The sequence below is a fragment of the Alphaproteobacteria bacterium genome (assembly GCA_033344895.1).
Taxonomy (GTDB): domain Bacteria; phylum Pseudomonadota; class Alphaproteobacteria; order UBA8366; family Aestuariispiraceae; genus Pacificispira.
The window spans coordinates 3,356,771-3,379,527 of record JAWPMN010000001.1 but is presented as its reverse complement, the minus strand read 5'-3'; the positions used below and the strand labels follow the sequence as shown (position 1 = coordinate 3,379,527).

Here is a 22,757-nt window from a genome sequence, read left to right as displayed (position 1 = left end):
CCGCGGCGCCACTTCCACATCATGCCATCAAAGTGAAATAGAACACCGAGCCGCCTTCGCCAGCCGATCGTGTCCAGATTGTTCCGCCATGCCGCTCGACAATGCGCTTGGCGATGCTCAGACCGATGCCATGGGACTCGCCATTGTCTTCCTCGTTGGAAAGCTTTCGGAAGACCGTGAATATCTCGCTGCTCGACTGCTCCGGAATGCCGATCCCGTTGTCACGAACAAAGAAGACCGGGCCCTGAGACCTGGGCAATGCAGAAAGGGACTGCCCCTCCGGCAGGTCTCCGACAGTGCGGAACCATCCGATCTCAATCAGCTTGGCGTCGGCGCGATTGTACTTGATGCCGTTTGAAATCAGGTTGCGATACAGCTGCTGAACCTGATCCGGGTCGACCCGCATGAGAGGCATGTCTTCAGCGACCGTAACCCGGGCGTTCTGAGAGGATACGTAGCTGGTCAGAGTATCGACCGCGGCACGGGCACAGTCGCCGATGTCGGTTCGATTGACCGGGTTCCAATGCCGCCCGCTCTTGGCCAGCCGATACAGGGAATCGATCGTCCCCTGCAGCCGGGACGCCATGGTGCGAATATCCGTCAACCGCTTCCGCACGTCGTCGGGAAGAGTCTCCGCATGGTCCTCCAATGCGAAAGTCGCATAGTGCGAGATGCCCCGCAGCGGTTCCTTCAAGTCGTGTGATGCCGTATGGGCGAAGCTGTCCAGTTCGGTATTGCTGATCTCGAGCTGCCGCGCATACTCAGCCTGTTCAATCTGGGCCCGCTCGCGCATCGCAACTTCCTCGACCAGTTGCTTGTTCACCTCCATCAGTTCGGTCTGTGCCAGTTTCAATGCCGTGACATCCGTCGCGATGCCGCCGACAGCAACCACATCACCATTTTCGGACAGGATCGGGAATTTGGTCGCGACAATTGCGCCGACCTCCTTGGAGGTTGTCAGCGGCTCCTCCTCCCGTAACGGGCGACGCGTCGCAATTACCTTGCGGTCGTTCCGGACAAAGGCGTCGGCCATTTCCTGCGGAAGAAAGTCGTGATCCGTGTAGCCCACCGCCCGGGATCGGGCCACACCGGTCAGCTTCGTCCATTCGTCGTTCACCAGCTGATACCGGTTGTCGATCCCCTTCACCCAGATGGCCGAACCGGCATTGCCGATAATCGATTCAAGAAACCGGGATTGTTCCAGCAGGCGCCGATTGACGTCCTGCAGTTCCTCCGTGCGTTCCGCGACCCGATGTTCCAACTCGTCCCGGGCACGGCGCAGATTGACCTCTGCTTCGCGCCGGGTCTCGACCTCATCCTGCAACGCCCGGTTGGCGACCTTCAGATCGGCCGGTGACGGCAAGGCAATCAATTGCGGCATGATGGCCCAGACGACGATTGCCGTGGAGACAGAGGCCAGGGCCGTCAGGATCTTGGCCGTCGCCTGAACCCCATAGATCGGGTACCAGATCGTCACCAGGTCGGCGACATGGGTGATGCCGCACCAGAGGATGAACAGGATGAACAGATGGGCAATCCATCTGAATTCCAGGTCCTTTCGTTCCCGGGCGAAATACAGGATCGCCAACGGAATCGAAAAGTAGGACAAGGCAATAACCGCATCCGACCCGACATGGGTCACGATGAGATCGGGATCTTCCGCAAAACAGATTGAATGCGGCATGTACCGATCAAGAGAGAAGAAATCCCACATGGGTGCACCGTATAGATTGTCGCGCGCTCAATTCGCGACAGGATAGCACCCTGACACCTTAAGGAAGGTTTAAATATTCAACTCACTCGTCGGCATCGTCATCGAGTTCCCGCCTGCCGAAACGGGTTTTCTCCAACTTCGGTCCAATGGGCTCTCCGTCACGAAACTCCTGGCGGAAAGCCTCCTTCGATTTATGGTTGTACTCAATGACCCAGCCGTGAAGCTTGTCATCCCGATACATGGATTCCTTCAGCACGGTACCGTTCGGAAGGGTCTCGATCGCCGGGCCGTTCAGCTTGCCGTTGGCGAAGACCTCCCGCTTGACCAGATGTCCTTCCATGTCGAAGTACCGTGCTTCTCCATGCTTTCGGCCATCCTTGTAGGGAATGCGCGCCATCGGCTTTCCGATTGGTGAGAAGGTGGTGAGCCATCCGTTCTCCTGGTCGCCGCGAAACTCCACTTCCATCAGGCGTTTGCCCTTGTCGTAGAAGACGCACAACCCCTCCTTGCGCCCCCGGGAAAAAACGACCGTCTGCTGGACCTCGCCGTCATCGTCGAAGAAGACCGTCTCGCCGTCCAGAAACCCGTTCACATAGATCGATCGCTGGGTCATCCGGCCATCGCTGAAAAACTCCGACGGGCCGTGCAGGACACCGTTGTTGAAGTGATGGCGGGCTGTCGGGCGGCCCTGGCTGTATTCCACATATTCACCGTGCAGCTTGCCATTCTTGTGGTGCGACAGCTGGGTGATTTCCCCCTCGTCGTAGAAGCGGTTTTCGCCGTGCAGCTTGCCGGCGCGGAAATTGGCCCACTGGGAGAGTTCACCATCGGTGTAAAATTGCGCGACGCCGTCCAACAGGCCGTCCGCGATGGTATATTCCGCCTTTGGCCGGCCTGCATCGTCCCGTTCCTGGTAGATGCCGTCCGGCGGCCTGGGCCGGGCCTTTTTTGCGGGTGCCTCGCCGTCTTGCGCCATGTCGCTAACCCAGCTTCGCGATGGCGGCCTGCAGCATCGCCATGACCCCGCCCTTCAATGTACCGGTCAGACCGCCTTCGTAGGTTCCGGACAGGCCGCCCTTGGCCGTAAGAGACAGCCCCCCCTCTTGCTTCAGGCTCATGCCGCCCTTCATCTCCATGGACATGCCCCCTTCCTCCTTCAGCGACATGCCGGCCTTCGATTCCGTGTTCATGCCGGATTTCAGAGTGAGCTTCATGCCCGCGTCATCGGTCACGTTCATGCCGCCCTTGTTGGTCAGGTTCATTTCCGCCTTGTTGTCCATGTTCATTCCGGCAGTGTTGGTCATGTTCTGGCCCGCCGAATTATCCATATTCATGCCGGCATCGTTGGAAATGCTCTGACCGGCGGCGCTGTCGATGTTCTGCCCCGCCTCGATGGAGATGTTCTTGCCGGCGGTGATGCTGATATTGCCGTCGACATCGATGGTCAGATCCCCGGATACGGTCAGCTTGTAGTCGCCGGTCACCACATGGGTGAAACCGTCTCCCGTCGTGTGGTCCTGTGCCCCGTCAATCTTGAGCGTCCGCGTCCCCTTGACATAATGATCCTCGTTCCCGGTGTTTATTTTCGATGTTCGGTTGCCCTTCTCGATCGTCAGTGAATCGTCAGCTTCATTGATCGTTGTGGTCCGCGCATTCTCGACAACGCTGTTCCAGTCCTTTTGGGCATGGAGATAGACTTCTTCCTCGCCCGCCTTGTCCTCGAAACGGAATTCGTTGAACCCCTCCCCGCCCTTGGAAGAATTCGACTTGATCGTGAACTTGGTCTGGTCGTCGGGCAACGTATAGGGCTGCACCTGTTCGCCGTTATAGACGCAGCCGGTAACCATCGGCCGGTCAGGGTCGCCTTCCAGGAAGGTAACGACCACCTCCATCCCGACGCGCGGCAGGAACCAACTGCCCCAGCTCTTTCCGGCCCAGCCCTGGGCGACACGAACCCAGCAGGAGGTATTCTCGTCCTTCTTTCCTTCACGATCCCAATGGAACTGCACTTTCACGCGGCCGAATGCATCGGTCCAGATCTCCTCCCCCGACTTGCCGGTCACGACGGCGGTCTGGGTACCGTGGATGCGCGGTACCGGCGTGCGGCGTCCCGGCCGAAAAGCCAGGGACTTGGGAAAGGCGCGAAAGGTGTTCTCATAGCGGTCCTCTTCCGCCCGGATCGAAAGGTCGCCCAGCACATATTCGTCGTTCAGGGATTCCCGTCCGTGCCAGATCAGTGAAAAGGAGTAGCCCGCCGTGAAGGATTTCATCTGTGAGCGGCCGTCGAGAGACTTCGACAGGGCCTCAAACTCCTGAACCCTGATATTGGCACGCCCGTCCCCGGCACTTTTGGCCATGTAGCCGCCGGGATATTCATAGACTTCCATGTCGGACCCGGAGCCGTCGCCATCGGCGGTCGTTGCCAGTTCGGTCGACGGCGTCTCGAAATTGTAATCGTCGGTCGCGAAATGGTCCGATACGACTCGTTCCGAGTAGGAAAGCTGGACAATCGCATCCTCGTCTTCCCGTCCCTGCTGGCCGGTCGGGCGATAGGTTGCGGTGTCGAATCCTGAACAGGGCGCATGCGCATCGGCATCGTCCGCCAGCACAAGCGTGTGCTTTCCATCCTCGTGGCGATGGAAATAGAAAATGCCTTCATCCTCAAACAACCGGTTCAGGAAATCGAAGACGGTTTCATTGTACTGAACGCAGTAGGTCCGCGCCGTATAGGACGACGTGGTCTCATCCGCAAAATCGGTAACACCGATCTCGCCAAGAACCTTGGCGGCGATGTCGGGAACCGACATGTCCTGGAAGATTCGGCAATCCGTCTTGCGGGTACCAAGCCAGAGTTTCGGCCGGATGACAGCGCGGTAGGTCCAGAAACGCGGATCTGAATCATGCTGCGAAAATTCCGTTACCAGACCGTCGAAGTAGCGCGCCGATTCTCCGTCCGACATCTCGATTTTCGCGGTGACGGTTTGTCCGACAATACTGGAAAAGTCGACTTCCGGATCCTCGGAGAACATCTCAAGTTCATAGCGGAACAAGGACGACAGGCCCTCGTTCCCCCGGATCGCCCGCAGGATCATCTTGTCGGCGCCCAGCGGTGTGGTCACCGACAGATATCGGTTCTGTTGCGTATAGCCGACGGGTTCAGCCATTCCCGGCCCTGCCCCTATCCGCGCATCTCCGTACCGGCATCACCGTCACTCGAAGGAGACGGCGAATCCGCCGCCATCCAGGCGAACCAAGGCTTTCTCGAACGGCTTTTCCTCGGCCATTCGCGCCAGAACGGATTGCGCCAGCGTCGGCAGCAGGTTCTGGGTCACGACGTTATCGATGGCACGTGCTCCGCTTTCCACCTCCCCGGACCGTGCGGCGATCGTCGCGGCGATCTCGGGATCGATCACCAGGTCGGCGCCATTGTTTTCCCGGAAACGGCGCGCGACCTTGTCCAGCTTCAGGGTCACGATGTTGGCAATCTCCTCCTGGCCGAGCGGCAGGTACGGCACGATGACCAGGCGCCCCAGAAAGGCCGGCTTGAAGCGAGTCAGCAGATCCGGTCGGATCTTCGTTACCAGACCGTCCAGCGACAGGTCCTCACCGGAGAAGGCGGCATCCATGATGACCCTGTCGCCCAGATTGCTGGTCAGGATCAGCACGGTGTTCCGGAAATCGACCTCGATCCCTTCCCCGTCTTCCATCTGTCCCTTGTCGAAGACCTGGAAGAACAGTTCCATGACGTCGGGGTGGGCCTTTTCGACCTCATCCAACAGCACGACCGAATAGGGGTTGCGGCGAACGGCCTCCGTCAACACGCCGCCCTGGCCATAACCGACATAGCCCGGTGGCGCGCCCTTCAGGCCGGAGACGGTATGCGCCTCCTGAAACTCGGACATGTTGATGGTGATGAGATTCCGCTCGCCGCCATAGAGCAACTCTGCAAGGGTCAGGGCCGTCTCGGTCTTCCCCACACCGCTTGGGCCGGCGAACAGGAACACGCCTACCGGCTTGCCCGGATCGTCCAGCCCGGCACGATAGGTCCGGATACGGCGTGCAACCACGTCCAGTGCATGGTCCTGCCCGACGATCCGTGCCTTCATCCGGTCTTCCAGGTCAATCACGCCCTGAATGTCGTCCCGCATCATCCGTCCGACCGGAATACCGGTCCAGCCGGCGACGACGGATGCCACCGTGTCGCCGTTGACCTCGATCGGAACCATCGGGTCGTCCCCCTGAAGCGCTACCAGACGGTCCCGCAGGTCGGCATAGGCGGGTCCCGGCGGCTCACCGTCCAGTCGCTTTCCGAACACCGCGATCATTTCATCCGCTATCTCGCGCTCGGCCTCCCAGCGCGCGGTCAGGTCATCCCGTTCCGCCTCGGCTTCGGAAAGTGCCTTTTCCAAGCCTTCGAGACGTTCGGCGTGGTCGTCTTCCAGAATTCGTTCCCGGCGCAGGATGTCGATCTCGACCTCCAGCCGTTCGACCTGTCGGATCGCCGCCTCGACCGCCGCAGGCCGGTCCCCCTGGGCGACGGCCACCCGCGCGCAGGCGGTATCCAGGACACCGATGGCCTTGTCCGGTAACTGCCGACCGGCAATGTAACGGGCCGACAGGGACACCGCCTCCGCGATGGCCTCATCCAGTATCCGAACCCTGTGATGATCCTCCAGCCGGCGTGCCAGGCCACGCACCATGGCAACGGCCCGTTCCTGATCCGGCTCATCCACCTTTACGACCTGGAAACGACGGGCGAGCGCCGGGTCTTTCTCGATGTATTTCTTGTACTCCGCCCAGGTGGTGGCTGCGATGGTGCGCAATTCTCCCCGCGCCAGTGCCGGCTTCAGAAGGTTCGCCGCATCCCCCTGTCCGGCCGCTCCGCCAGCCCCGATCAGGGTGTGTGCCTCATCGATGAACAGCACGACGGGTCGGGTCGATGACCGGACGGAATCGATTACGGATTTCAGCCGCTCCTCGAACTCCCCCTTCATGGATGCCCCGGCCTGCAGCAGGGCCAGATCCAGCACCCGCAGGTCGACATCGCGCAGCGGCTCCGGCACGTCACCGTCCGCAATCCGTTGCGCCAGCCCTTCAACAACGGCCGTCTTTCCTACCCCGGCCTCGCCCGTCAGGATCGGATTGTTCTGGCGACGCCGCATCAGGATATCGATCATCTGACGGATCTCACCGTCGCGCCCAACGATGGGATCTATTGCGCCGACCAGCGCTTGGTCGGTCAGCGATACGGTATACAGATCGAGCGCATCGGCTTCACCCTCGGCCCCCGATGTTTCGTCATCGCGATCCGCCGTCGATGCGGGTTGGACCTTACGAGCATCCTTACGGCGCTCCCGAGCCGCCTTTGCATCCGCCTTGCTGGCTTCCAGCGAAGTCGGCATGGTTTCCGGCGAATGGCGCAGTACCTCGTTCCAGGCGTCGCGCAGCCCGTCGCGCGGAATGGTCTCGAAAGACGGTGCCCCGTCGATCAGGGGCGCCCGAATGGACTCGGTATCCAGGGCCGCCTGCAGCAAGCCCGCGGACCGCGTCGCGTTTTGCCCCAGGGTCAGCGACGAAAAAACCCAGGCTTCCTGCAGAAGATCGTTGATATGCGGCGACAGGGACGGGGTGCGCGTATTGCCGCGCCGGAAACCGTCTATGGAAACCTGTAGATCCTCCAGAAGACTCGCCACATCGACGCCATGAGCCTTCAGAGCCTGGACCGCATCCGTGTCGGTCTGCTCCAACAGTTTCAGCAGAACGTGTTCGACCTCGACATTGAAGTTGGTCTGCTGAACGCAGAACTGCGCAGCCCGTTCCAGGGCCCGCTTGCAGGCGGGGTTGAGCTTCCCCACCAGGGTCTTCATGTCGAGCTGCATGCCTTCGGCTCTCCTGGCGCCTTGCGGTGATTAGTGCTGCTTCGATTCGAGATGCAGCGCAAGAAATGCAGGCGGTTGGAGTGCCGCGCCCAAAGTGTCACACAAAGGAAACATTTCGTCACCGTCACCATCCCTGTTACGCTGATCCCGGTGGGGGACGGACCACGGCATCCAGCGACGGTCCGAAGCGAAGGGGGATGAAATCAATGGCTCGTCACCTCGCCATAGTGTTTCTGCTTGTGGTGCTGGCGGTCTCTGTGGCGCCGTCACGTTATGCGATGGCCGACGGATCCTGCGCGGCGATACGCGTTGGTGGAGCGGACCTCTGGTACCCCTACGCCTTTCGCGATGCGGATTCGAATGAGGCACGGGGCATTGCCTACGATCTGATCCGTTGGATCGGGAACGAGCTTCAAGTTCCCGTGGTTTTCGGCGAGCGCGTTCCCTGGGCCAGAACGGAAATGCTGTTCGACCATGGTGACCTCGACGTCATTGCCGGGGTCTATAACGGTTCAGAACGTTGGGAAGGGCGCGGTTTCCTGACGATTCCTTTCGCCGAAGACAAAGTCAGCGTGTTCGTCAAGAAAGGAGAAGAGTTCCCTTTTTCCGCTCCTGAGGACCTGAACGGGCGGCTTGGAGCCGCCCTTCTCGGCGCGCGATGGGGCGCGCGGTTCGAACGCCACCGCAGCAAGTTGCCGCTCCAGGAAGTCCAGAAGCACGAGCAGGTCTTGCGGATGATCCTGAGGGATCGCGTCGACTACGGGGTTCTTCCCTACTTCACAGGGAAATACTGGGCGTCCCAGCTGACCGGCGGGGACCGCCTGACCGCGCTGGACACACCGATCTCCATCAATCCGGTGCATTTCGTCATCGCCCGCGGCTCCCCCTGCGCCGGACTTTTGCGGCGCATAAACGGCTTGATCACGAAGGCCCGGGAAACCGGCGTCCTCGACGGCATCGTGTCGATGCACACACCGGTCAGTTAGACTTCCGCCGGGGCCAATCGCGTACCATCGAAGAACCGCTGGTAGCGGAAGGGAGTCGGATCGACACAGGTTGGCGCGCCCGAAACCATCTCGGACACAAGTTTCCCGGCGCCCGGCCCGATTCCGAACCCGTGACCGGAGAAGCCCGACGCAAGGACGACGCCTGGAATCTGGTCGATTGGCGCAATGCAGGGCACTGCATCGGGCGTTACATCAATCATGCCGGCCCAGTATTCCTCCGCCTTGAGGTCCTTCAGGACAGGGAACCGCCTGCGGAAGTCCTCCAGGCCGGCATCCAGGATTTTTCGATCTGCCGGCGGGTCGAGAACCCGGTTGCGCTCAAACGGGGTCTCTGACTCCAGAGACCAGTCCTTGTCCTCTCGAAGGTCGCGAAGGAATGCGCCGTCGAGGCGCAGTTTCACACTTCCCCGTTCCGCCAGAAACGCGTTCCAGAATTTTCCAAACCAGCGGAACGCGTCCGGTACCAGATGGAAGGTCGAGTGAAAGCCGCGCGACAGTGTGTATTTCCCGTCGTTGCGACGCCGGATGGAAAATTCCGGGGTCGACAGACCGCCCGGCGTCACCTCAGGTCCTTCGCTGGTCCGCATGACCGAAGAACGCACCTTCAACTGCGGAAACTCCACCCCGTGCCGACGCAGGAACAGCGACGACCAGGCCCCCCCGGCCAGGACCACGGCATTGCAGTTGATGCGCCCCTTCTCCGTCACGACGGCGGAGACCTTTCCACCGGTCGTTTCCAGTCCGCGGACGGCACACCCTGTCAGTACCGTAGCCCCTTCCCGTTGCGCCGCGCGTGCTATGGCCGGCGCAGCGCGGGACGGTTCGGCGCGGCCGTCACTGGGCGTCCACAGGGCGCCGGGCCAATCCGCCTCAAGCTTCGGCAGCAGATCCGAGAGACCCTGGCGGTTGAGCGTCTTCGTATCCAGCTGATACTCACCCGCGATCTTCTGCCAGTTTTCGTAGCTCGCCATGTCCTTTTCGGAATTCGCGACATAGATGACGCCGGTCTGAACGAAGCCCGTCTCCGCCTCGATTTCCGCATCAAGTCCGCGCCAGATGCGCATGGATTCGATGATCAGCGGCAATTCCTTGGGATCGCGGCCCTGCTGTCGGCAGTACCCCCAGTTTCGCGAGGACTGCTCGCCCCCGACCACGCCCTTTTCGCACAGGGCCACCCGCAAACCGCGCCGTGTCAAAAACCAGGCTGCGGAGACACCGACGATGCCCGCGCCAATCACGACAACGTCGACCTCGGACGGCACAGTATCGTTCGGGGTGACGGGATCGACTGGTGGGGACATGGGGAACCTGCTGCATCGGAAAGGATGCCTACGATAGGCGGGAGTCCGGGACGACCGCAAGCGGCGCGGCAGGTTCCCGCATGGTGAGGACGGAGCGTCTTACAGTGCGGCGACGGCGCTCCGGTCACGGACCTTCACAACGACCTGGCTATCCGCATTCTCGGCGTCCCGGCTGCGCAGCCAGCTGGTCCAGCCAAGCCGGAGATCGCTACCGAGACGGCTGGCAGGGACCGCGGACGGCGCCGCAATCAGGCGGGCGGTGAAATTGTACTCCGGGGAGACATAGAACATCACCATCGACCGCATCGGCGTATAGCGCTGACCGCCGGGCAGGAAACTCTCGAAGATTTCGCGGTCCAGGGGTCCGATCTGAAGTTCCAGGCCGGATTGCTGATCCCAGTAGCGATTGCCCAGGAAAGCCTGCGTGCCCAAGGCATTGTTGCGCCCGGAAAGGCCCTGCAACTTTCCGCCAAGGACAGTCTCCTGCCCCTCTTCCAGAGCGACCCATTCACCGATAAACTGACGCGCCCGGACCGGCAGGCCGTAATAATCCTGCATCATCCGCTCAAGCCCCAACGCGGTTCTCGGCCGATGTACCAGCAATCCCGAATAGCGTAGCAGCGCACGATCATCGACCGACATCCGGTCACGCAACCCCCGGGTGCCGAGCCCGATGAACGACCGCAGCAGTTTCGCGATCAGCGTTTCATGGGGCGGTCGGGTGTCCAGACCGATCCGGTGGGCCTTGCGGACACGCACCATCAGCGAGGCGAGACGATGGTTGAAGACATCCAGGAAGGCGCGCCACGCCGTGTCCTTCTTCGCGATGCGCCGGATCAGGCGTTCCGTGAAGGGGCGCGGGAGTGGCCCCAACGCACCGGCTAGCCCGAGGAATCGGATCGTCATGTCGTCGGGACGTCCGCCGTCACGCGGCAGATAGTCCTTGATCGCGCTCGGCGGAAAGGCGAGCGACGGATCCGAGGAGAAGCGCACCGCCTCCTTCCGCGGATCCGGCCCTTCCCCAAGCGCAGTCCGACCGGAATCGGGATCGATCCCGACGCCGTGCGACAGTTCCACCATCCGCACAGCCTGATAGAAGTCGAAGCGATACGGCCGGTTTCGCAGTTCCTCGATCAGAGGAGGTGTTGATCGCCTGCCCTTGGCGGCCATGCCTTCCACACTCCTTCACGCTGGACCGAATGCACGACCAGCTTGGAAAATGAATTGATCGATGCGTAGAGTCCCAGGAACCGGTCCAGGACCGATGCCAGCAGGATCGCGCTGGACCCGACATAGGCCCGTTCATCCATGGTCAGGTGCACTTCCACACCGCGGGCGAACCCGCGCCTGGCGTCGGGCCCCATGCGTTCGACCGCACGACGGCACTGCATCTCCACGATCCCGTTAATCTGCTGTTCCGTACCGGGGGCGGCGTCGTTGGTGTAGAGCCGCAGTATTTCCCGCAAGGCCTTCAGCGAACCGTCGAACTGACTGAGCGACAGGTAGTTCAGCGACAGATGCGAGATCAGGCGCCACAGCGTCTCTCCGCCGACCGGCGGCTCGATCTGCGGTGTCGGTTTGTAGAGTGCCACGATCGATGACACGGGCGCGCCAAGCTCCGTCTGCAGCACAGCGCCTGCCCGCAACTGCTCCGCCAGCCCACGGTTGGTACATACGGTATGGGCATAAAGTGTCGTCGCCGCCGGCTTGGTCGGACGGTAGTCCAGATCCACGAAGGAAAGATAGAGATCCGTTCCCTGCATATCCGACCGACCGGTCATGTCGCGCCGTGCGTACCAGAACGCGCGGGCATTTCGGCTATGGGCAGCATGGTTGAACGAGAAGAAGGGCTCGACCCTGTAGGCTTCTGCCTCTTCCTGATTGCTGGCCGTAACGCTGACGATGGAATGAATCTCCGTCGTCAGTTCCCGTCTCCTGTCCCCGATCAGCCGGTACTCGGCCGCGCGTCCGTCGATCCGGATCGGTTCGGACGTCTTGCGGAACAGGTTGACGACGGGCGTAGAGAACAATCGGAAATTCTCGGCTTCGACGGTAACGCTGCTGGGTGGCGGCGTGTCGAGCAGGATCAGGATATCCAGCTCCTTGTCGGCCCCGGCGGCCGACAGCCCCGACACATCGAAATACAGGAACTTGTCCGGGAAAGTGAAGTACTCACGCAGCAGGTGATAAGCCGGCTGCCCGTGCGACGGAACCTCGATGATGGCCTCGTCCCGCTCGAACCCGACCGGGCGTATGGCATTCGGAGGCCTGACAACAGGCGCCTTGGTCTTGCCGTCCGCAATCAGCGCAACGCCGCGCGCATTGACAAATATCTGCTCGTAAATCGCATCGCTGAGCACACGATCCGCATGCAGATGAAAACGCAGCGTGTCCATGCCCAGGTCGCGCAAGGCATCGGCTTCCGTCCGGATCCGAATGCGAAGCACCGCATTGACGTCGACACGACTGTCCAGGAAATCATAGCGATCGGTGGATTCGATCGCGGCATCCTCTACGCGGACAGGCCATAGCGTTACCGGATAGGAGGTCCGGAAACGGCAGGTCATGCCGTTGGGTGCGGTCGCAAAAAGTTCCGACGATTTCGGGATTTCATAGCCATCGGTCAGTTTGCCGCGGGCGCTGTCGACATTGAACTGCGCGATGGTCATCGACGGCACCGGGTCGACGAACTGCGGATAGAGGATACCCAGTAGTGCCTGCGGAATCTGAGGGAATTCCGCGTCGATATTCTGCTGAATGCGGCCCGTCAGGAAGGCAAAACTCTCGATCAGCCGTTCGACATGGGGGTCCGGGGATTCCGCGCCACCGAACTCCAGCCGTGCCGCGATCTTCGGATAGGTTTCGGCAAACGCCTGCCCCATGCGGCGCAGATAGCCCAACTCCCGCTGATAGTGGGCCAGCAATTCATCGCGGGTCCCGCGCGCCATGGCTTATGCCCCCTCCGAACTTGCCGTACCGTCCACGCGGATCGGAAAGGAGATCGGCTCGATCGCCTCACCGAACCGCAGCCCGCCCTCAACTCTCAGATCAAGGCGGCCCGTTTCCTTCTGGATCGCCTCCACCACGACCGCGACATTCAACAGCCTTGGCTCGTATGCCGCTATGGTCTTCGCCACGTGGCGCGCAACCTTTCTGCGGTCCTGCACATTCGCGGTGAACAGATGCGACAGGTCGACAAGTCCGAAATCGGGCACTCCCCGGTTATCGTAGTCGATGTCGGATTCGCCCCATCCGCAGCGGGTATTCAGTAGCACCTGGATTTCTCTCTGGACGGATTCCGCCAACCCGTCGAGGTCGAGGTAGCGCCGCGGCACCGGCTCGTTCGGCACCCCCGGGTCTTCATCCGTCAGCCGGTCGAAAAGCGGGGCCAGTGCGCCCGATTTGGTGCGTAGGGGTCTCATACCGCTCCTCCAATGGGCCGTCGGGCCCGGGGAGGCATTACAGGTTCAGTAGATCGTGCTTGCGAACCCGCAGGATATCCGCCCCTTCCTCCAGATTTGGAATATAGAGCTGATACCCGACGAAATTCTTCTCCGACCCCGGTGCCGCCGCGCCGCCGCCGGAGGCAGCCGAACCCGTGGCCGCCGCGATCTGCGCCGCAGACTTTCCCTGGCGTCGGATCGGTCCGAAAAAGGCATAGCAAGAGCGCCTCAGCTTGGCGACAATCGCATAACGTCCGCCCGCATGCTTGCCATAGAAGGCGGACATTTCCCCGAACAGTTCTTCCGACTTCATGCCGCCGGTTCTGGCCATCTCCGCGCGGGCTTGAAAGCCCGGATCGTGCTTGAACTTCTTGTATGGCGACCAGAACTCCGGGACACCGCCCAAGGAGGCCGAACCTGAGAAATTCCCGCGGCGCGACACCGTGAACAGCATCATACCGGCTTTCAGGTGTACGCGCTTTGCGTGGCTGCTCTTGAACGACCGCCTGACATAGGAAGGCATGTCGCTCGTGCTCAGTCCAGAATTCAGTTCGGCACCCATGCGACACCCCGCCTGTCCGCGATGAAGGCCGGATTAACCTTCGCCCTTGTTGACCGTAACGTCCCATTCCGACGCGATCGAGCCCGGCTCCGCCATATCCTCGGACTGAACCTTCACTTCCCATTTGATCTTGGTGTAGTTCAGGCTGACCGATTCTACCGGGGAGTCGTTGCCACCACCGGCAATCGCGATGTTGGAGACCATTGCATTCTCCAACGTATAGATCATCTGCGGCGTATGTGCGGCCTGACCGGATGCACGCAGTACGGTGAAGGTCACCGTTCCGAGATTGGCCCCCATGCAGCACTTGTAGTTCAGCAGCGGGCTGGATTTGTCCGCATACTTCGTGATCGTGAAATCCGTGTGCTCGACACGACCACGGGCACGCCCGACGTTGGAAACGTCGGTGTGAAGATGGTTGTGAACCGAATGAGAGAAGCTCTGACACATGATCTGCTTCTCATATTTCTCGATCGTGGCCTCACCCTCGATGCCGTCGATCTTCATCACCAGAACGTCCATAGCGGCCTTCCTTGTTTAGTGCCGAGTTTCCCCTGTGCCCCGATCGGGCCCGATTAAGCGGCCGGCGGCGGCAGTTCCGCTACCAGACGAACCGACGCGGTCAGTTCTTCCAGCTGGAAATGCGGCTTCAGGAAAACGGTCGCGTTGTAGCAGCCGGGCTTGCCCGGAATTTCACGCACATCGACGCGGGCCTCGCGCAGCGGATACCGCGCCTTGGTGCCCTGCGGCGCGTCGTCGGTCAGCAGCACGTAGTTCGCAATCCACGTGTTGAGGTATTCCTCGACATTGGCCGCCGTCAGGAAACTGCCGATCTTGTCGCGCATGATGACCTTCAGATAATGCGCGAACCGCGATGCGGCGAGGATGTAGGGCAGCCGTGCCGACAGCGCCGCATTCGCGTTTGCACTGTCCAGATTGTACTTCTTCGGCTTCTGCGCGGTCTGACCACCGAAGAAGGCGGCATAGTCCGTGCCCTTGCAATGGCACAGCGCAATGAACCCCAGGTCGGACAGTTCCTTCTCGCGCCGATCCGTGATGGCGATCTCGGTCGGGCATTTCAGGGCGATATCGCCCTCGTCGGTCTTGAAGGTATGGGTCGGCAGGCCCTTCACCACGCCGCCGCCCTCGACGCCGCGGATCGCCGCGGTCCAGCCGTAGAGCGAGAAGGCATTGGTGATGCGCTGTGCCAGGGCCCAGGACGCGCTGCCCCAGAGATATTTGGAATGATCGCGGCCATCGACATCTTCCGTGAAGCCGATCCCCTCCACCGGGATCGTCTCCGGGCCGTAGGGCAGACGCATCAGGGTGTGCGGCAGCGTCAGGACCATGTAGCGGCTGTCTTCGCTGTCCCGGAAGCTGCGCCACTTGATCATCTCGGCGCTTTCGAAAATCTTCGCCAGATCGCGCGGTGTCCCGAGGTCGGTAAAGCTGTCCATGTCGAACATGCGCGGACCGGCTGACGCGATCATCGGCGCATGTGCCGCCGCAGCGACTTCCGCCAGCTTTTCCATCAGGGCGAAATCCTGCGGATGGCGGCCGAATTCGAAATCGGTCACAAGGCAGCTATAGGGGAAGCCGCCGAAGGTCCCGTATTCCTCTTCGTAGATCTGCTTGAACAGCGCGGACTGGTCGAATTCGACGGCCTTCTCCAGGTCGCCGAGAACATCCTTCTTGGAGGCGTTCATCAGACGCAGCTTGAGCTGAGTTCCGGTTTCGGTATTCATCACCAGGAAATGCAGGCCGCGCCAGCTGGCCTCCAGTTTCTGGAAGTCCGGATGGTGCATCACCTCGTTCAGCTGATCGGTGATCAGCGCGTCGATTTCCGCGATCTTCTGATTGATCGCCGCGACAGTGTCGTTGGAGACATCCGTGCCGCTCTCGACCACCGAATCGATGAACTCACCGATCAGGTCGCGGGCATAAGCCTTCTGCCCTTCATCCCGCGCCAGCTTGCCCTCGACCATGATCTGATCGAGAACATTCAGTTCTTGGGTTTCTTCCGCCATCCTGCTTCCCCTTTATCGGGTCCCCGTCGCCAGGACCGGAGCCCGCCAACCGGCACTAGACCGGATTATTCCTCGTCGCCCTTGGATTCCTCCAGGAGCTTCTTGACCTCGGCCTGGGTGTCGCCGTCCTCGACCATCTTGCGCAACAGCGCGTCCAGATCGTCGTTGCCGTCCAGCTTTGTCTTCAGGTCTTCAAGGCGGCGCCGGGCTTCATAGAGCTTCCGTAGCGGCTCGATCTGCTTGACGATCTGCACCGGCTCGAAATCTTCCAGCGACCGGAAATTCAGCTCGACATTCATCTTGCCGCCGTCTTCGCTGTCCTCGTCCGCCATCTTGTTGTCGACCTGGAAAGCGAGGCGCGGCTTGGTCGCGGCCAGGATATCGCCAAAGTTGTCGCGATCGATCTCGACGAACTTGCGATCCTTCATTTTCGGCAGCGGCTCTTCCGGCTTGCCGGACAGGTCCGCGATGATGCCCATGACGAAGGGCAGTTCCTTCATCTGGATCGCGTTGCCGATCTCCACATCATAGGTGATCTGGACACGCGGCGGGCGGACCCGGCCGATTTTGTGCTGTATACTATCGGACATCGATGTCCCCCTTCATCGGTCCGCCCCCACGGCACCCCGATCATATCCGGACGGGCGCGGGCGGCCCAGTGTCGACTTCAGGCCAAACTCGCTTCCCCGACAACGCGCGGCCCGAGGCCGATTCGCACCACGTCAGGGTGATTCGCAAGACAAGGTAAATGAAAGTCGGTTACTATTGCAAGAGTTTCCACGCACTATGTTTTTTTCAGATTTCGTTACTTGAATCGCCTTGCGAGCACCTGTCTGGACTACTCGAATCAGGGCGCGCTATTTATTTCTCTTTCGAATCGAGCTTAACCCCCTGAAAATATGGCGTAAAGCGTTATGCTGGCGATACAACCTGTTTCCGCCTAGACTGCTGTGCCAAAATGAAACCAAGGGGAGGCCAGGGGCACTGATGAGCGACGAAGTGATCGAACTGATCGGCACGGAAACGGCGACCGGCAGCATTCGGGTTCGGCTCGACCTGGAATTGCCGCACGAACAGGCCATGCAGATCCTCGCGACGGTTCACGATTACAAGGACCGGAAACTGAAGGAGGAAGAGGTCGCGCGCCGGCGGGAGGAAGCCGAACGCCGCAAGGCGGAGGCCGCCGCACGCAAGGCGGCGAAGGCCGAGGCAGCCAAGGTCAAGAAATCCGCCCCTGCAAAGGAAGCCGCCGCCAAGGGCGCAGACGAAAAGAAGGCGTGATCCGGTCCGTCCGACCTGACCCGCCTGAAGCCATGAACTGAACAACTGACGATCGAGCGAACGCCATGTCCGACAAAGTGCTGGAATTCAACGGCAGCGAGACCCTGCCCCACTCCCTGAAGGTCAATATCCAGATGGAAATGCCCTACGATCTGGCCGTGAAGATTCTGGATCTGATCCAGAAGAACATGCCCACCGACGTCGCGGAAGAACCGACGGAGGATGCCGGGTCCTGATCCGTAGGCGGGCCACCGGTTAAGAGGCGTTATCATGGATATCGGCGTACCGTATCGCCGTCTGGGGCCGGTCGACATCGCACCGGCTCTCGACCTGTTGCAGAACCTGACCGATGCGGACTGGAACACCAATCGCATCCGGCAGGAGTTGATGGCGGCGTCGCCTCATCGCAACACGACCCGTGCGATCATGCTGAAGTACAACTGGCTTCCCTATCAGAAGCCCTGGGGCATGCGCACGATGCGGGAACTGGTAGAGGCGTGGTGCCGCCAGGAGAACGTCCCGACCGACGACCTGCTTCCAGAGATCGAGGCGGAAACCGACCAGGGGCATGTCAATGTCTTCCCCCAGTGGAAGACATTCGGCCCGGTCATCGGCCCCCTGGTCGACCAGGCGACTTCCTATCTGAACGCCCCGCGCGGGATCGCGACCCGGGTTGCGATTGTCGAGATGGTGCCCAACGGCAAGATCGCCCCGCATGTTGACGGCCAGGCCCATGCCGCCGCCGCGCACCGTCTCCACATCCCACTGATCACCACCCCCGGAACGGAATACAAGGTGGACGGCAAGAAGTTCCGGATGCAGCCCGGCTTCGCCTACGATTTCAACAATCGAAAGCAGCATAGCGTCCGGAACAGGAGTCCCCGCCCCCGGGTCAACATCCTGATCGACTTCCTGCCAAACCCGGGTGTACCGATGCAAACGGCTCTGCCCCCGAAATTCGGCTAGGCAGAAACCGCCGCGGCCGTCAGTTCGGACAGTCGCAGTTTCTGACGCCCATCCGCATCAAAATTGTCCGGTGAAAGCCAGGTCTGAAAGGCTTGTTTCACGGCCGGCCACTCCCGGTCCAGAATCGAGAACCACGCGGTATCGCGGTTCCGTCCCTTGACGACACTCATCTGCCGAAATGTGCCCTCATAGGTGAAGCCCAGTCGCTTCGCCGCGTTCATCGAACCCGCATTCGCGGCATTGCATTTCCACTCGTAACGCCGGTACCCGAGCGTGTCGAAGGCCCGCGCCATCATCAGATACATGCATTCCGTCGCGACCAGGCTGCGCTGCATCAATGGGGAATAATTGATATGACCGACCTCGATCGACCCCGCTTTTGGATCGATCCGAAGATAGCTGGCCACCCCAACGGCCTTTTCGGTCGCCAGATCGATAATGGCGTGGAACTTCGGATCCTCTCCCAGGCAGGCGGAATCCATCCAGGATCGATAATCCTCCAGCGTGTCGAACGGGCCGTAGGGCAAATAGGACCAGAACCGGCCATCGGGCGCCGTCCGGTTTGCCGCAAAGAGGTCGGCGGCATGACGGTCGGGATTGATTGGCTCGACCCGGCATGTCCGGCCGGTCATCGGCTCGTTGCCAGGCCATGCCGGCGGTTTGAAGTCGGGCACGGAGAAGCCGATGGGCTGGCCGTATTCATTGGTGTGCTGCGTCACGGGCGTGCTTTCGTAACAGGGGCGCGAACACGCCCCGGATACCAAGCATTGGCCTGTCGACAAAGGGCCAGAAAGACGGGGTTGATGAGGCCACTATGCGCGGCCGCCGGCATCAGTTTCGCGGCGCGAAGACGATGCAGTCCATATTCTGTGTTTTCAGCGAACGACAGGCAGCAAACGCACTGGACTTGTCAAAACCGGCTACACGGGATCGGTGCAGTCTGCCGGCGCTATCCACCACGACAACACGGTTTTCGCCCATCGCCCCCAGCCGCGTCACGGCCTGCTGGGCAACCGTACGGGCCGGCTCGGATCGGCTGAAAGCGCCGACCTGGATAGTCCACTTGGTTGCCTGCAATTCGGTCAGATCGATATCGGCCGCAGCATCGCCCTGTGGCAGGTCATCCTCGATGGGGCCCGCAGACGGTCCGGCAGGCACATTCAGCGCAACCATTTCGTTCTGGCGCAGATCACTCTCGAACAGCTTTGCGAAGCCCTTGTCCAGCAAGGTCTTCATATGCTTGTCCCGGGACGCGCCGGTCTTGCCGCCGAACACGACCCCGATCAAGCGATAGCCTTCGCGCTCCACCGAGGCGACTAGGTTGAACCCGCTGGCGCGGGTATAGCCCGTCTTAATGCCATCTGTCCCCTCATAGGACGACAGCAGGGTGTTGTGATTCTTGTAGGTACGACCGCCGAACTTGAAATGGGTGGTCGCGAAGTAATCGTAGTAGGCCGCGTGGTCCTCCCGAATGCGAAGGCCCAGCAGCGCCATGTCCCGGGCGGTCGACAGTTGGCGCCGGTTGGGCAGCCCGCTGGCATTGCGGAACGTGGTGCGGCTCATCCCGATCTGGCGGGCACGCTCCGTCATCATTCGCGCGAACTCGATCTCGGTTCCCCCAAGACCTTCGGCAATGACAACGGCAACGTCATTCGCGGATTTGGTCACCAGCGCCAGGATCGCGTCCTCGACGGTAATCGTGTCGCCCGGGCGCAGGTTCAGTTTCGACGGCGCCATGCCGGCCGCGCGGCGCGATACCTTCAGCTTCGTGTCGAGAGAGATCTGGCCCGACCTCAAGGCATCAAACGCCATGTAGAGGGTCATGATCTTCGTCAGGGAGGCCGGATAGTTGCGGGTATCCTCGTTCACCGCGTGCAGGACGCGGCCGGAATCCGCGTCGATCACCATCGATGCGTATCGGGCCGCCGCTTCCTGCGGCGCGACGGCGACAAACATCGCCACGGAAAGGAAAAACGCGATTATGACTTTCACGGCGTCACCTTAGTCTTTCGGATTTCTTCCTAAGTCCTAAGGGGCGAATAAAACCGTCCCCCATTTGAACGCGAATCTTTAATACTTTAAGTAACTCACTATGTCCATTACAAAAATCGACGAGGCCAAAAAACCAATTGCCGGTTGATCCGCGGACCGCCATATCAGAATGGCCGTCACCAACAGAGGAACGGAACGTATTATCATGCGCCGCAACGCCCTGCTTCTTGCGTTTACCGCCGGCATTGCCGGACTGCTTGCCGCCTGCACGACCGATGGCGAAATCGACAATCCGGCCCAGCGTCGGGCGACGTGGTTCTCCTTCATCAGTGGTGATGACATTGCAGCGGAATGCGAGGCCAGCGGCCGTGAGCGGTATCGTCTGACCTATCTGGCCGATCGGGAAATCCAGGTTCGCATATACGACATCGATGCCGATGTGGCCCCGGCCCCGCAACTGCGTACCCGCGTCCTGCAGGTGGCCGCCAGCGAATGGTTTCCGCTGCCGCTGTTCGAAGATCCTTCCCGGCCCTTCCGGCCCTATGATTCCGTGACCACGCTCCCCGAGGCGGACCTGGACGCAATCCGGGAAGACCTGCTCGCGGCGGGATGGTCGACCGAACCGCCCCCGGTCGGGCGGAAAATTGCGTCCCATTCCTTTGCCTGGCTGGTCGCGGGCTGCAGGGACAGCGCGTTTTCCTTTCAGGTCTGGGAATACCCGGACGCCGAATTCGCCGGTCTGAACTTTCCGGATGTCCTGTTCGCCGTCGACAACAGCGCCATTGATGTCGTCCCGCCTCCGACAGACGGTGAGCGGCGGACCTTCAACCGCTTCATGGGGCGGACCGGCAGCAACACGCCGACCGACGGGCGGGAACTCTACAACATGCAGGTCGGTCCCCGCGGCGTCACGCTGGTCAACTGAATCCTATTTCCGGTCTTCGTCCTTTACCAGGGCCAGCGGTGCCGCCATTTCGGCGGCGCCGGGGATAAGGGCATTCTTCCAGGGCGCTTCCGGCATCTGCATCGCCAGTTGGGTCAGATTTTCGTTCCACCAGCGCCGCTGGACCATAATGTCGTCGTAATGATACTGCGCCTCACGCCATCGCCCATCCGACTGAGAAAAGGTGATCAGATCGATCGGGAAGCCGACATCGGCGGCACTGATCCGGGTCGAGTCGAAGGACAGGTAGGCAAGGTTCGCGGCGGTCGCCAGATCGGTTTTTGCGTTCAGCGCACGATCCAGGATCGGTTTTCCGTAGCTCGTCTCGCCGATCGACAGATAGGGCGTACGGCTGTCGATCTCGATCCAGTTGCCTTCCGGGTAGACCATGTAAGCCGTCGGTTCCTCGTCTTCCGGCATCCGTCCGGCGACGATCGCATGAAGATTGAACTTCAGGTTCGATCTTTCCAGATCTTCGCCGTCCTCGTTGAAAACCCGGCGCAGCGCGGCGCAATAGGCCTCCACCGCATCCAGCATCGAGGGATACCCCTTGATATCACTGCGGCGCAGATCCCGTTTCAGATAGGCCAGGGTCTTGTCCCGCAGGGACCTGAGGCCTGACGTCATGGTCAGGACCGGCGTTGTGGCAGGTCCGATGAATTCGACCTTGCGGGCCGTGGTGACCTGCGTTCCTGCCGTAATCCGACCGTCGGCAAGGCAGACCAACCCGTCCTCTACCTTGATTGCAAGACAATATGTCATTCAGGGGATCTCCATACGCGACCGCTGCGATCCGCCATTTTAGTCGGACTCCCGCGTCGCGGTCCATCGCAATCAATGCCGGCCAAGAGCCGCTATCCGCCCCTTCGCCACCGTTAAGCCGCTGCGACACAACGTAACGATCGCATACGATAAAACGCTGAAATTAAAATTGAATTAATGGCTGTCGACAGAAAATTGTTGCGGTGCACAAAAATATAACTTGACCCGAATAACAACCTATCACATATACCGCTGCATGAAATTGTTGCGGTGCAGCATAACCCGCTGGGATGTGGCACCGACAAGGAGGGCGCCGGGCGGTCCGGTCCTTCCGATAGGCCCCGGTCCGACAGGCCTCGCGCCCGGACACCAGTGAAACAGGAGTAACGAACATGACCACCGCGAAAAAGACCCCGACCGTCGACACCAAGCCGATCGAAGAAGCTGTTGCCGCTGGCAAGCAGACCGTCGAGCAGGCTGTTGCCGCGACGAAGGAACAGGTCGAAAAGGCCTCTTCCGCCGCGCTGAAGAGCTATGACGAGTTCGCGACGCTGAACAAAGACAATGTCGACGCCTACGTGAAGGCCGGCAATGTCTTCGCGAAGGGTTTCGAAGACCTCGGCAAGACCTTCTTCGCCTTCGCCCAGTCGCAGGCCGAATCCAACGTCAACGCCGCCAAGGCGCTGATGTCGGCCAAGACGATCAACGACGTCGTCGAAATCCAGTCGGACCTGGCCCGCACGCAGTTCGACGCGTTCGTCGCCGAAGGCACGAAGGTTTCGGAAATGTCCCTGAAGGTCGCCAACGAGACGGTTGAGCCGATCCAGGCGCGTTTCAACGTCGTCGTCGAAAAGATGATGAAGCCGGTTGCCGCCTAACA

The 22,757-nt window shown here is 60.8% G+C and carries 21 protein-coding genes; 6 read left to right on the top strand and 15 right to left on the bottom strand.

Annotation, left to right across the window (positions count from 1 at the left end):
• Positions 1-19 precede the first annotated feature (19 nt).
• The 4 genes from R8L07_16240 to tssH all read right to left on the bottom strand — a co-directional run bounded on the left by R8L07_16240 (position 20) and on the right by tssH (position 7,593).
• Positions 20-1,684, bottom strand: a complete 1,665-nt coding sequence (locus R8L07_16240; protein ID MDW3207089.1) for an ATP-binding protein — start codon at positions 1,682-1,684, stop codon at positions 20-22.
• Between the two features lie 112 nt (positions 1,685-1,796).
• Positions 1,797-2,690: a hypothetical protein gene (locus tag R8L07_16235; protein ID MDW3207088.1), complete on the bottom strand. Its 894-nt coding sequence runs from the start codon at positions 2,688-2,690 to the stop codon at positions 1,797-1,799.
• A 4-nt stretch (positions 2,691-2,694) separates the two neighbouring features.
• The gene (tssI, locus tag R8L07_16230; GenBank protein ID MDW3207087.1) at positions 2,695-4,878 is read right to left on the bottom strand and encodes a type VI secretion system tip protein TssI/VgrG; all 2,184 of its coding nucleotides are present in this window, start codon (positions 4,876-4,878) and stop codon (positions 2,695-2,697) included.
• A 45-nt stretch (positions 4,879-4,923) separates the two neighbouring features.
• Positions 4,924-7,593, bottom strand: a complete 2,670-nt coding sequence (gene tssH / locus R8L07_16225) for a type VI secretion system ATPase TssH (protein ID MDW3207086.1) — start codon at positions 7,591-7,593, stop codon at positions 4,924-4,926.
• A 206-nt stretch (positions 7,594-7,799) separates the two neighbouring features.
• Here tssH and R8L07_16220 point away from each other — a divergent pair, with 206 nt between their 5' ends.
• Positions 7,800-8,579 (top strand): transporter substrate-binding domain-containing protein, encoded by a 780-nt coding sequence (locus tag R8L07_16220; protein ID MDW3207085.1) that lies wholly within the window; start codon positions 7,800-7,802, stop codon positions 8,577-8,579.
• Here the strand turns inward: R8L07_16220 and R8L07_16215 are convergent.
• The 8 genes from R8L07_16215 to tssB all read right to left on the bottom strand — a co-directional run bounded on the left by R8L07_16215 (position 8,576) and on the right by tssB (position 16,523).
• A complete protein-coding gene (locus R8L07_16215; GenBank protein MDW3207084.1) occupies positions 8,576-9,901 on the bottom strand; it encodes an FAD-binding oxidoreductase in 1,326 nt (441 codons plus the stop codon). The two genes, R8L07_16220 and R8L07_16215, sit on opposite strands and share 4 nt — an antisense overlap.
• Before the next feature lie 99 nt (positions 9,902-10,000).
• The gene (gene tssG / locus R8L07_16210; GenBank protein MDW3207083.1) at positions 10,001-11,071 is read right to left on the bottom strand and encodes a type VI secretion system baseplate subunit TssG; all 1,071 of its coding nucleotides are present in this window, start codon (positions 11,069-11,071) and stop codon (positions 10,001-10,003) included.
• Entirely contained in the window at positions 11,035-12,849 is a 1,815-nt protein-coding gene (tssF, locus tag R8L07_16205) for a type VI secretion system baseplate subunit TssF (protein ID MDW3207082.1), read from the bottom strand. Before tssF ends, tssG begins: the two co-directional genes overlap by 37 nt.
• A gap of 3 nt (positions 12,850-12,852) precedes the next feature.
• Positions 12,853-13,323: a type VI secretion system baseplate subunit TssE gene (gene tssE, locus R8L07_16200; GenBank protein ID MDW3207081.1), complete on the bottom strand. Its 471-nt coding sequence runs from the start codon at positions 13,321-13,323 to the stop codon at positions 12,853-12,855.
• A gap of 37 nt (positions 13,324-13,360) precedes the next feature.
• The gene (locus R8L07_16195; protein ID MDW3207080.1) at positions 13,361-13,906 is read right to left on the bottom strand and encodes a hypothetical protein; all 546 of its coding nucleotides are present in this window, start codon (positions 13,904-13,906) and stop codon (positions 13,361-13,363) included.
• A gap of 33 nt (positions 13,907-13,939) precedes the next feature.
• On the bottom strand, positions 13,940-14,428 hold the full coding sequence (locus R8L07_16190; protein MDW3207079.1) for a type VI secretion system tube protein Hcp: 489 nt from the start codon (positions 14,426-14,428) through the stop codon (positions 13,940-13,942).
• A gap of 53 nt (positions 14,429-14,481) precedes the next feature.
• Positions 14,482-15,933, bottom strand: a complete 1,452-nt coding sequence (gene tssC / locus R8L07_16185) for a type VI secretion system contractile sheath large subunit (GenBank protein ID MDW3207078.1) — start codon at positions 15,931-15,933, stop codon at positions 14,482-14,484.
• A gap of 65 nt (positions 15,934-15,998) precedes the next feature.
• Positions 15,999-16,523, bottom strand: a complete 525-nt coding sequence (gene tssB / locus R8L07_16180; GenBank protein ID MDW3207077.1) for a type VI secretion system contractile sheath small subunit — start codon at positions 16,521-16,523, stop codon at positions 15,999-16,001.
• Positions 16,524-16,920: 397 nt separating this feature from the next.
• On the opposite strand from tssB, the gene R8L07_16175 reads away from it, so the two are divergent.
• The 3 genes from R8L07_16175 (at position 16,921) to R8L07_16165 (ending at position 18,180) form a co-directional block, all read left to right on the top strand.
• Positions 16,921-17,214, top strand: coding sequence for a hypothetical protein (locus tag R8L07_16175; protein ID MDW3207076.1), 294 nt, complete (start codon positions 16,921-16,923; stop codon positions 17,212-17,214).
• A 65-nt stretch (positions 17,215-17,279) separates the two neighbouring features.
• Positions 17,280-17,450, top strand: a complete 171-nt coding sequence (locus tag R8L07_16170) for a hypothetical protein (GenBank protein MDW3207075.1) — start codon at positions 17,280-17,282, stop codon at positions 17,448-17,450.
• A 34-nt stretch (positions 17,451-17,484) separates the two neighbouring features.
• A complete protein-coding gene (locus R8L07_16165; GenBank protein ID MDW3207074.1) occupies positions 17,485-18,180 on the top strand; it encodes an aspartyl/asparaginyl beta-hydroxylase domain-containing protein in 696 nt (231 codons plus the stop codon).
• Here R8L07_16165 and R8L07_16160 read toward each other — a convergent pair.
• Both R8L07_16160 and R8L07_16155 read right to left on the bottom strand, forming a co-directional pair.
• Positions 18,177-18,899: a GNAT family protein gene (locus R8L07_16160; protein ID MDW3207073.1), complete on the bottom strand. Its 723-nt coding sequence runs from the start codon at positions 18,897-18,899 to the stop codon at positions 18,177-18,179. The two genes, R8L07_16165 and R8L07_16160, sit on opposite strands and share 4 nt — an antisense overlap.
• A 112-nt stretch (positions 18,900-19,011) precedes the next feature.
• Positions 19,012-20,172 carry a D-alanyl-D-alanine carboxypeptidase gene (locus R8L07_16155; protein MDW3207072.1) on the bottom strand — a complete coding sequence of 387 codons (1,161 nt, stop codon included), beginning with the start codon at positions 20,170-20,172 and terminating at the stop codon, positions 19,012-19,014.
• 205 nt (positions 20,173-20,377) lie between these two features.
• Here R8L07_16155 and R8L07_16150 point away from each other — a divergent pair, with 205 nt between their 5' ends.
• The gene (locus tag R8L07_16150) at positions 20,378-21,097 is read left to right on the top strand and encodes a hypothetical protein (GenBank protein ID MDW3207071.1); all 720 of its coding nucleotides are present in this window, start codon (positions 20,378-20,380) and stop codon (positions 21,095-21,097) included.
• Between the two features lie 3 nt (positions 21,098-21,100).
• Here the strand turns inward: R8L07_16150 and R8L07_16145 are convergent, their stop codons facing one another.
• The gene (locus R8L07_16145; protein MDW3207070.1) at positions 21,101-21,877 is read right to left on the bottom strand and encodes a peptidase; all 777 of its coding nucleotides are present in this window, start codon (positions 21,875-21,877) and stop codon (positions 21,101-21,103) included.
• A 392-nt stretch (positions 21,878-22,269) separates the two neighbouring features.
• Between R8L07_16145 and R8L07_16140 the strand changes: the two genes are divergently transcribed.
• Positions 22,270-22,755 (top strand): phasin family protein, encoded by a 486-nt coding sequence (locus tag R8L07_16140; GenBank protein MDW3207069.1) that lies wholly within the window; start codon positions 22,270-22,272, stop codon positions 22,753-22,755.
• Positions 22,756-22,757: the final 2 nt, after the last annotated feature.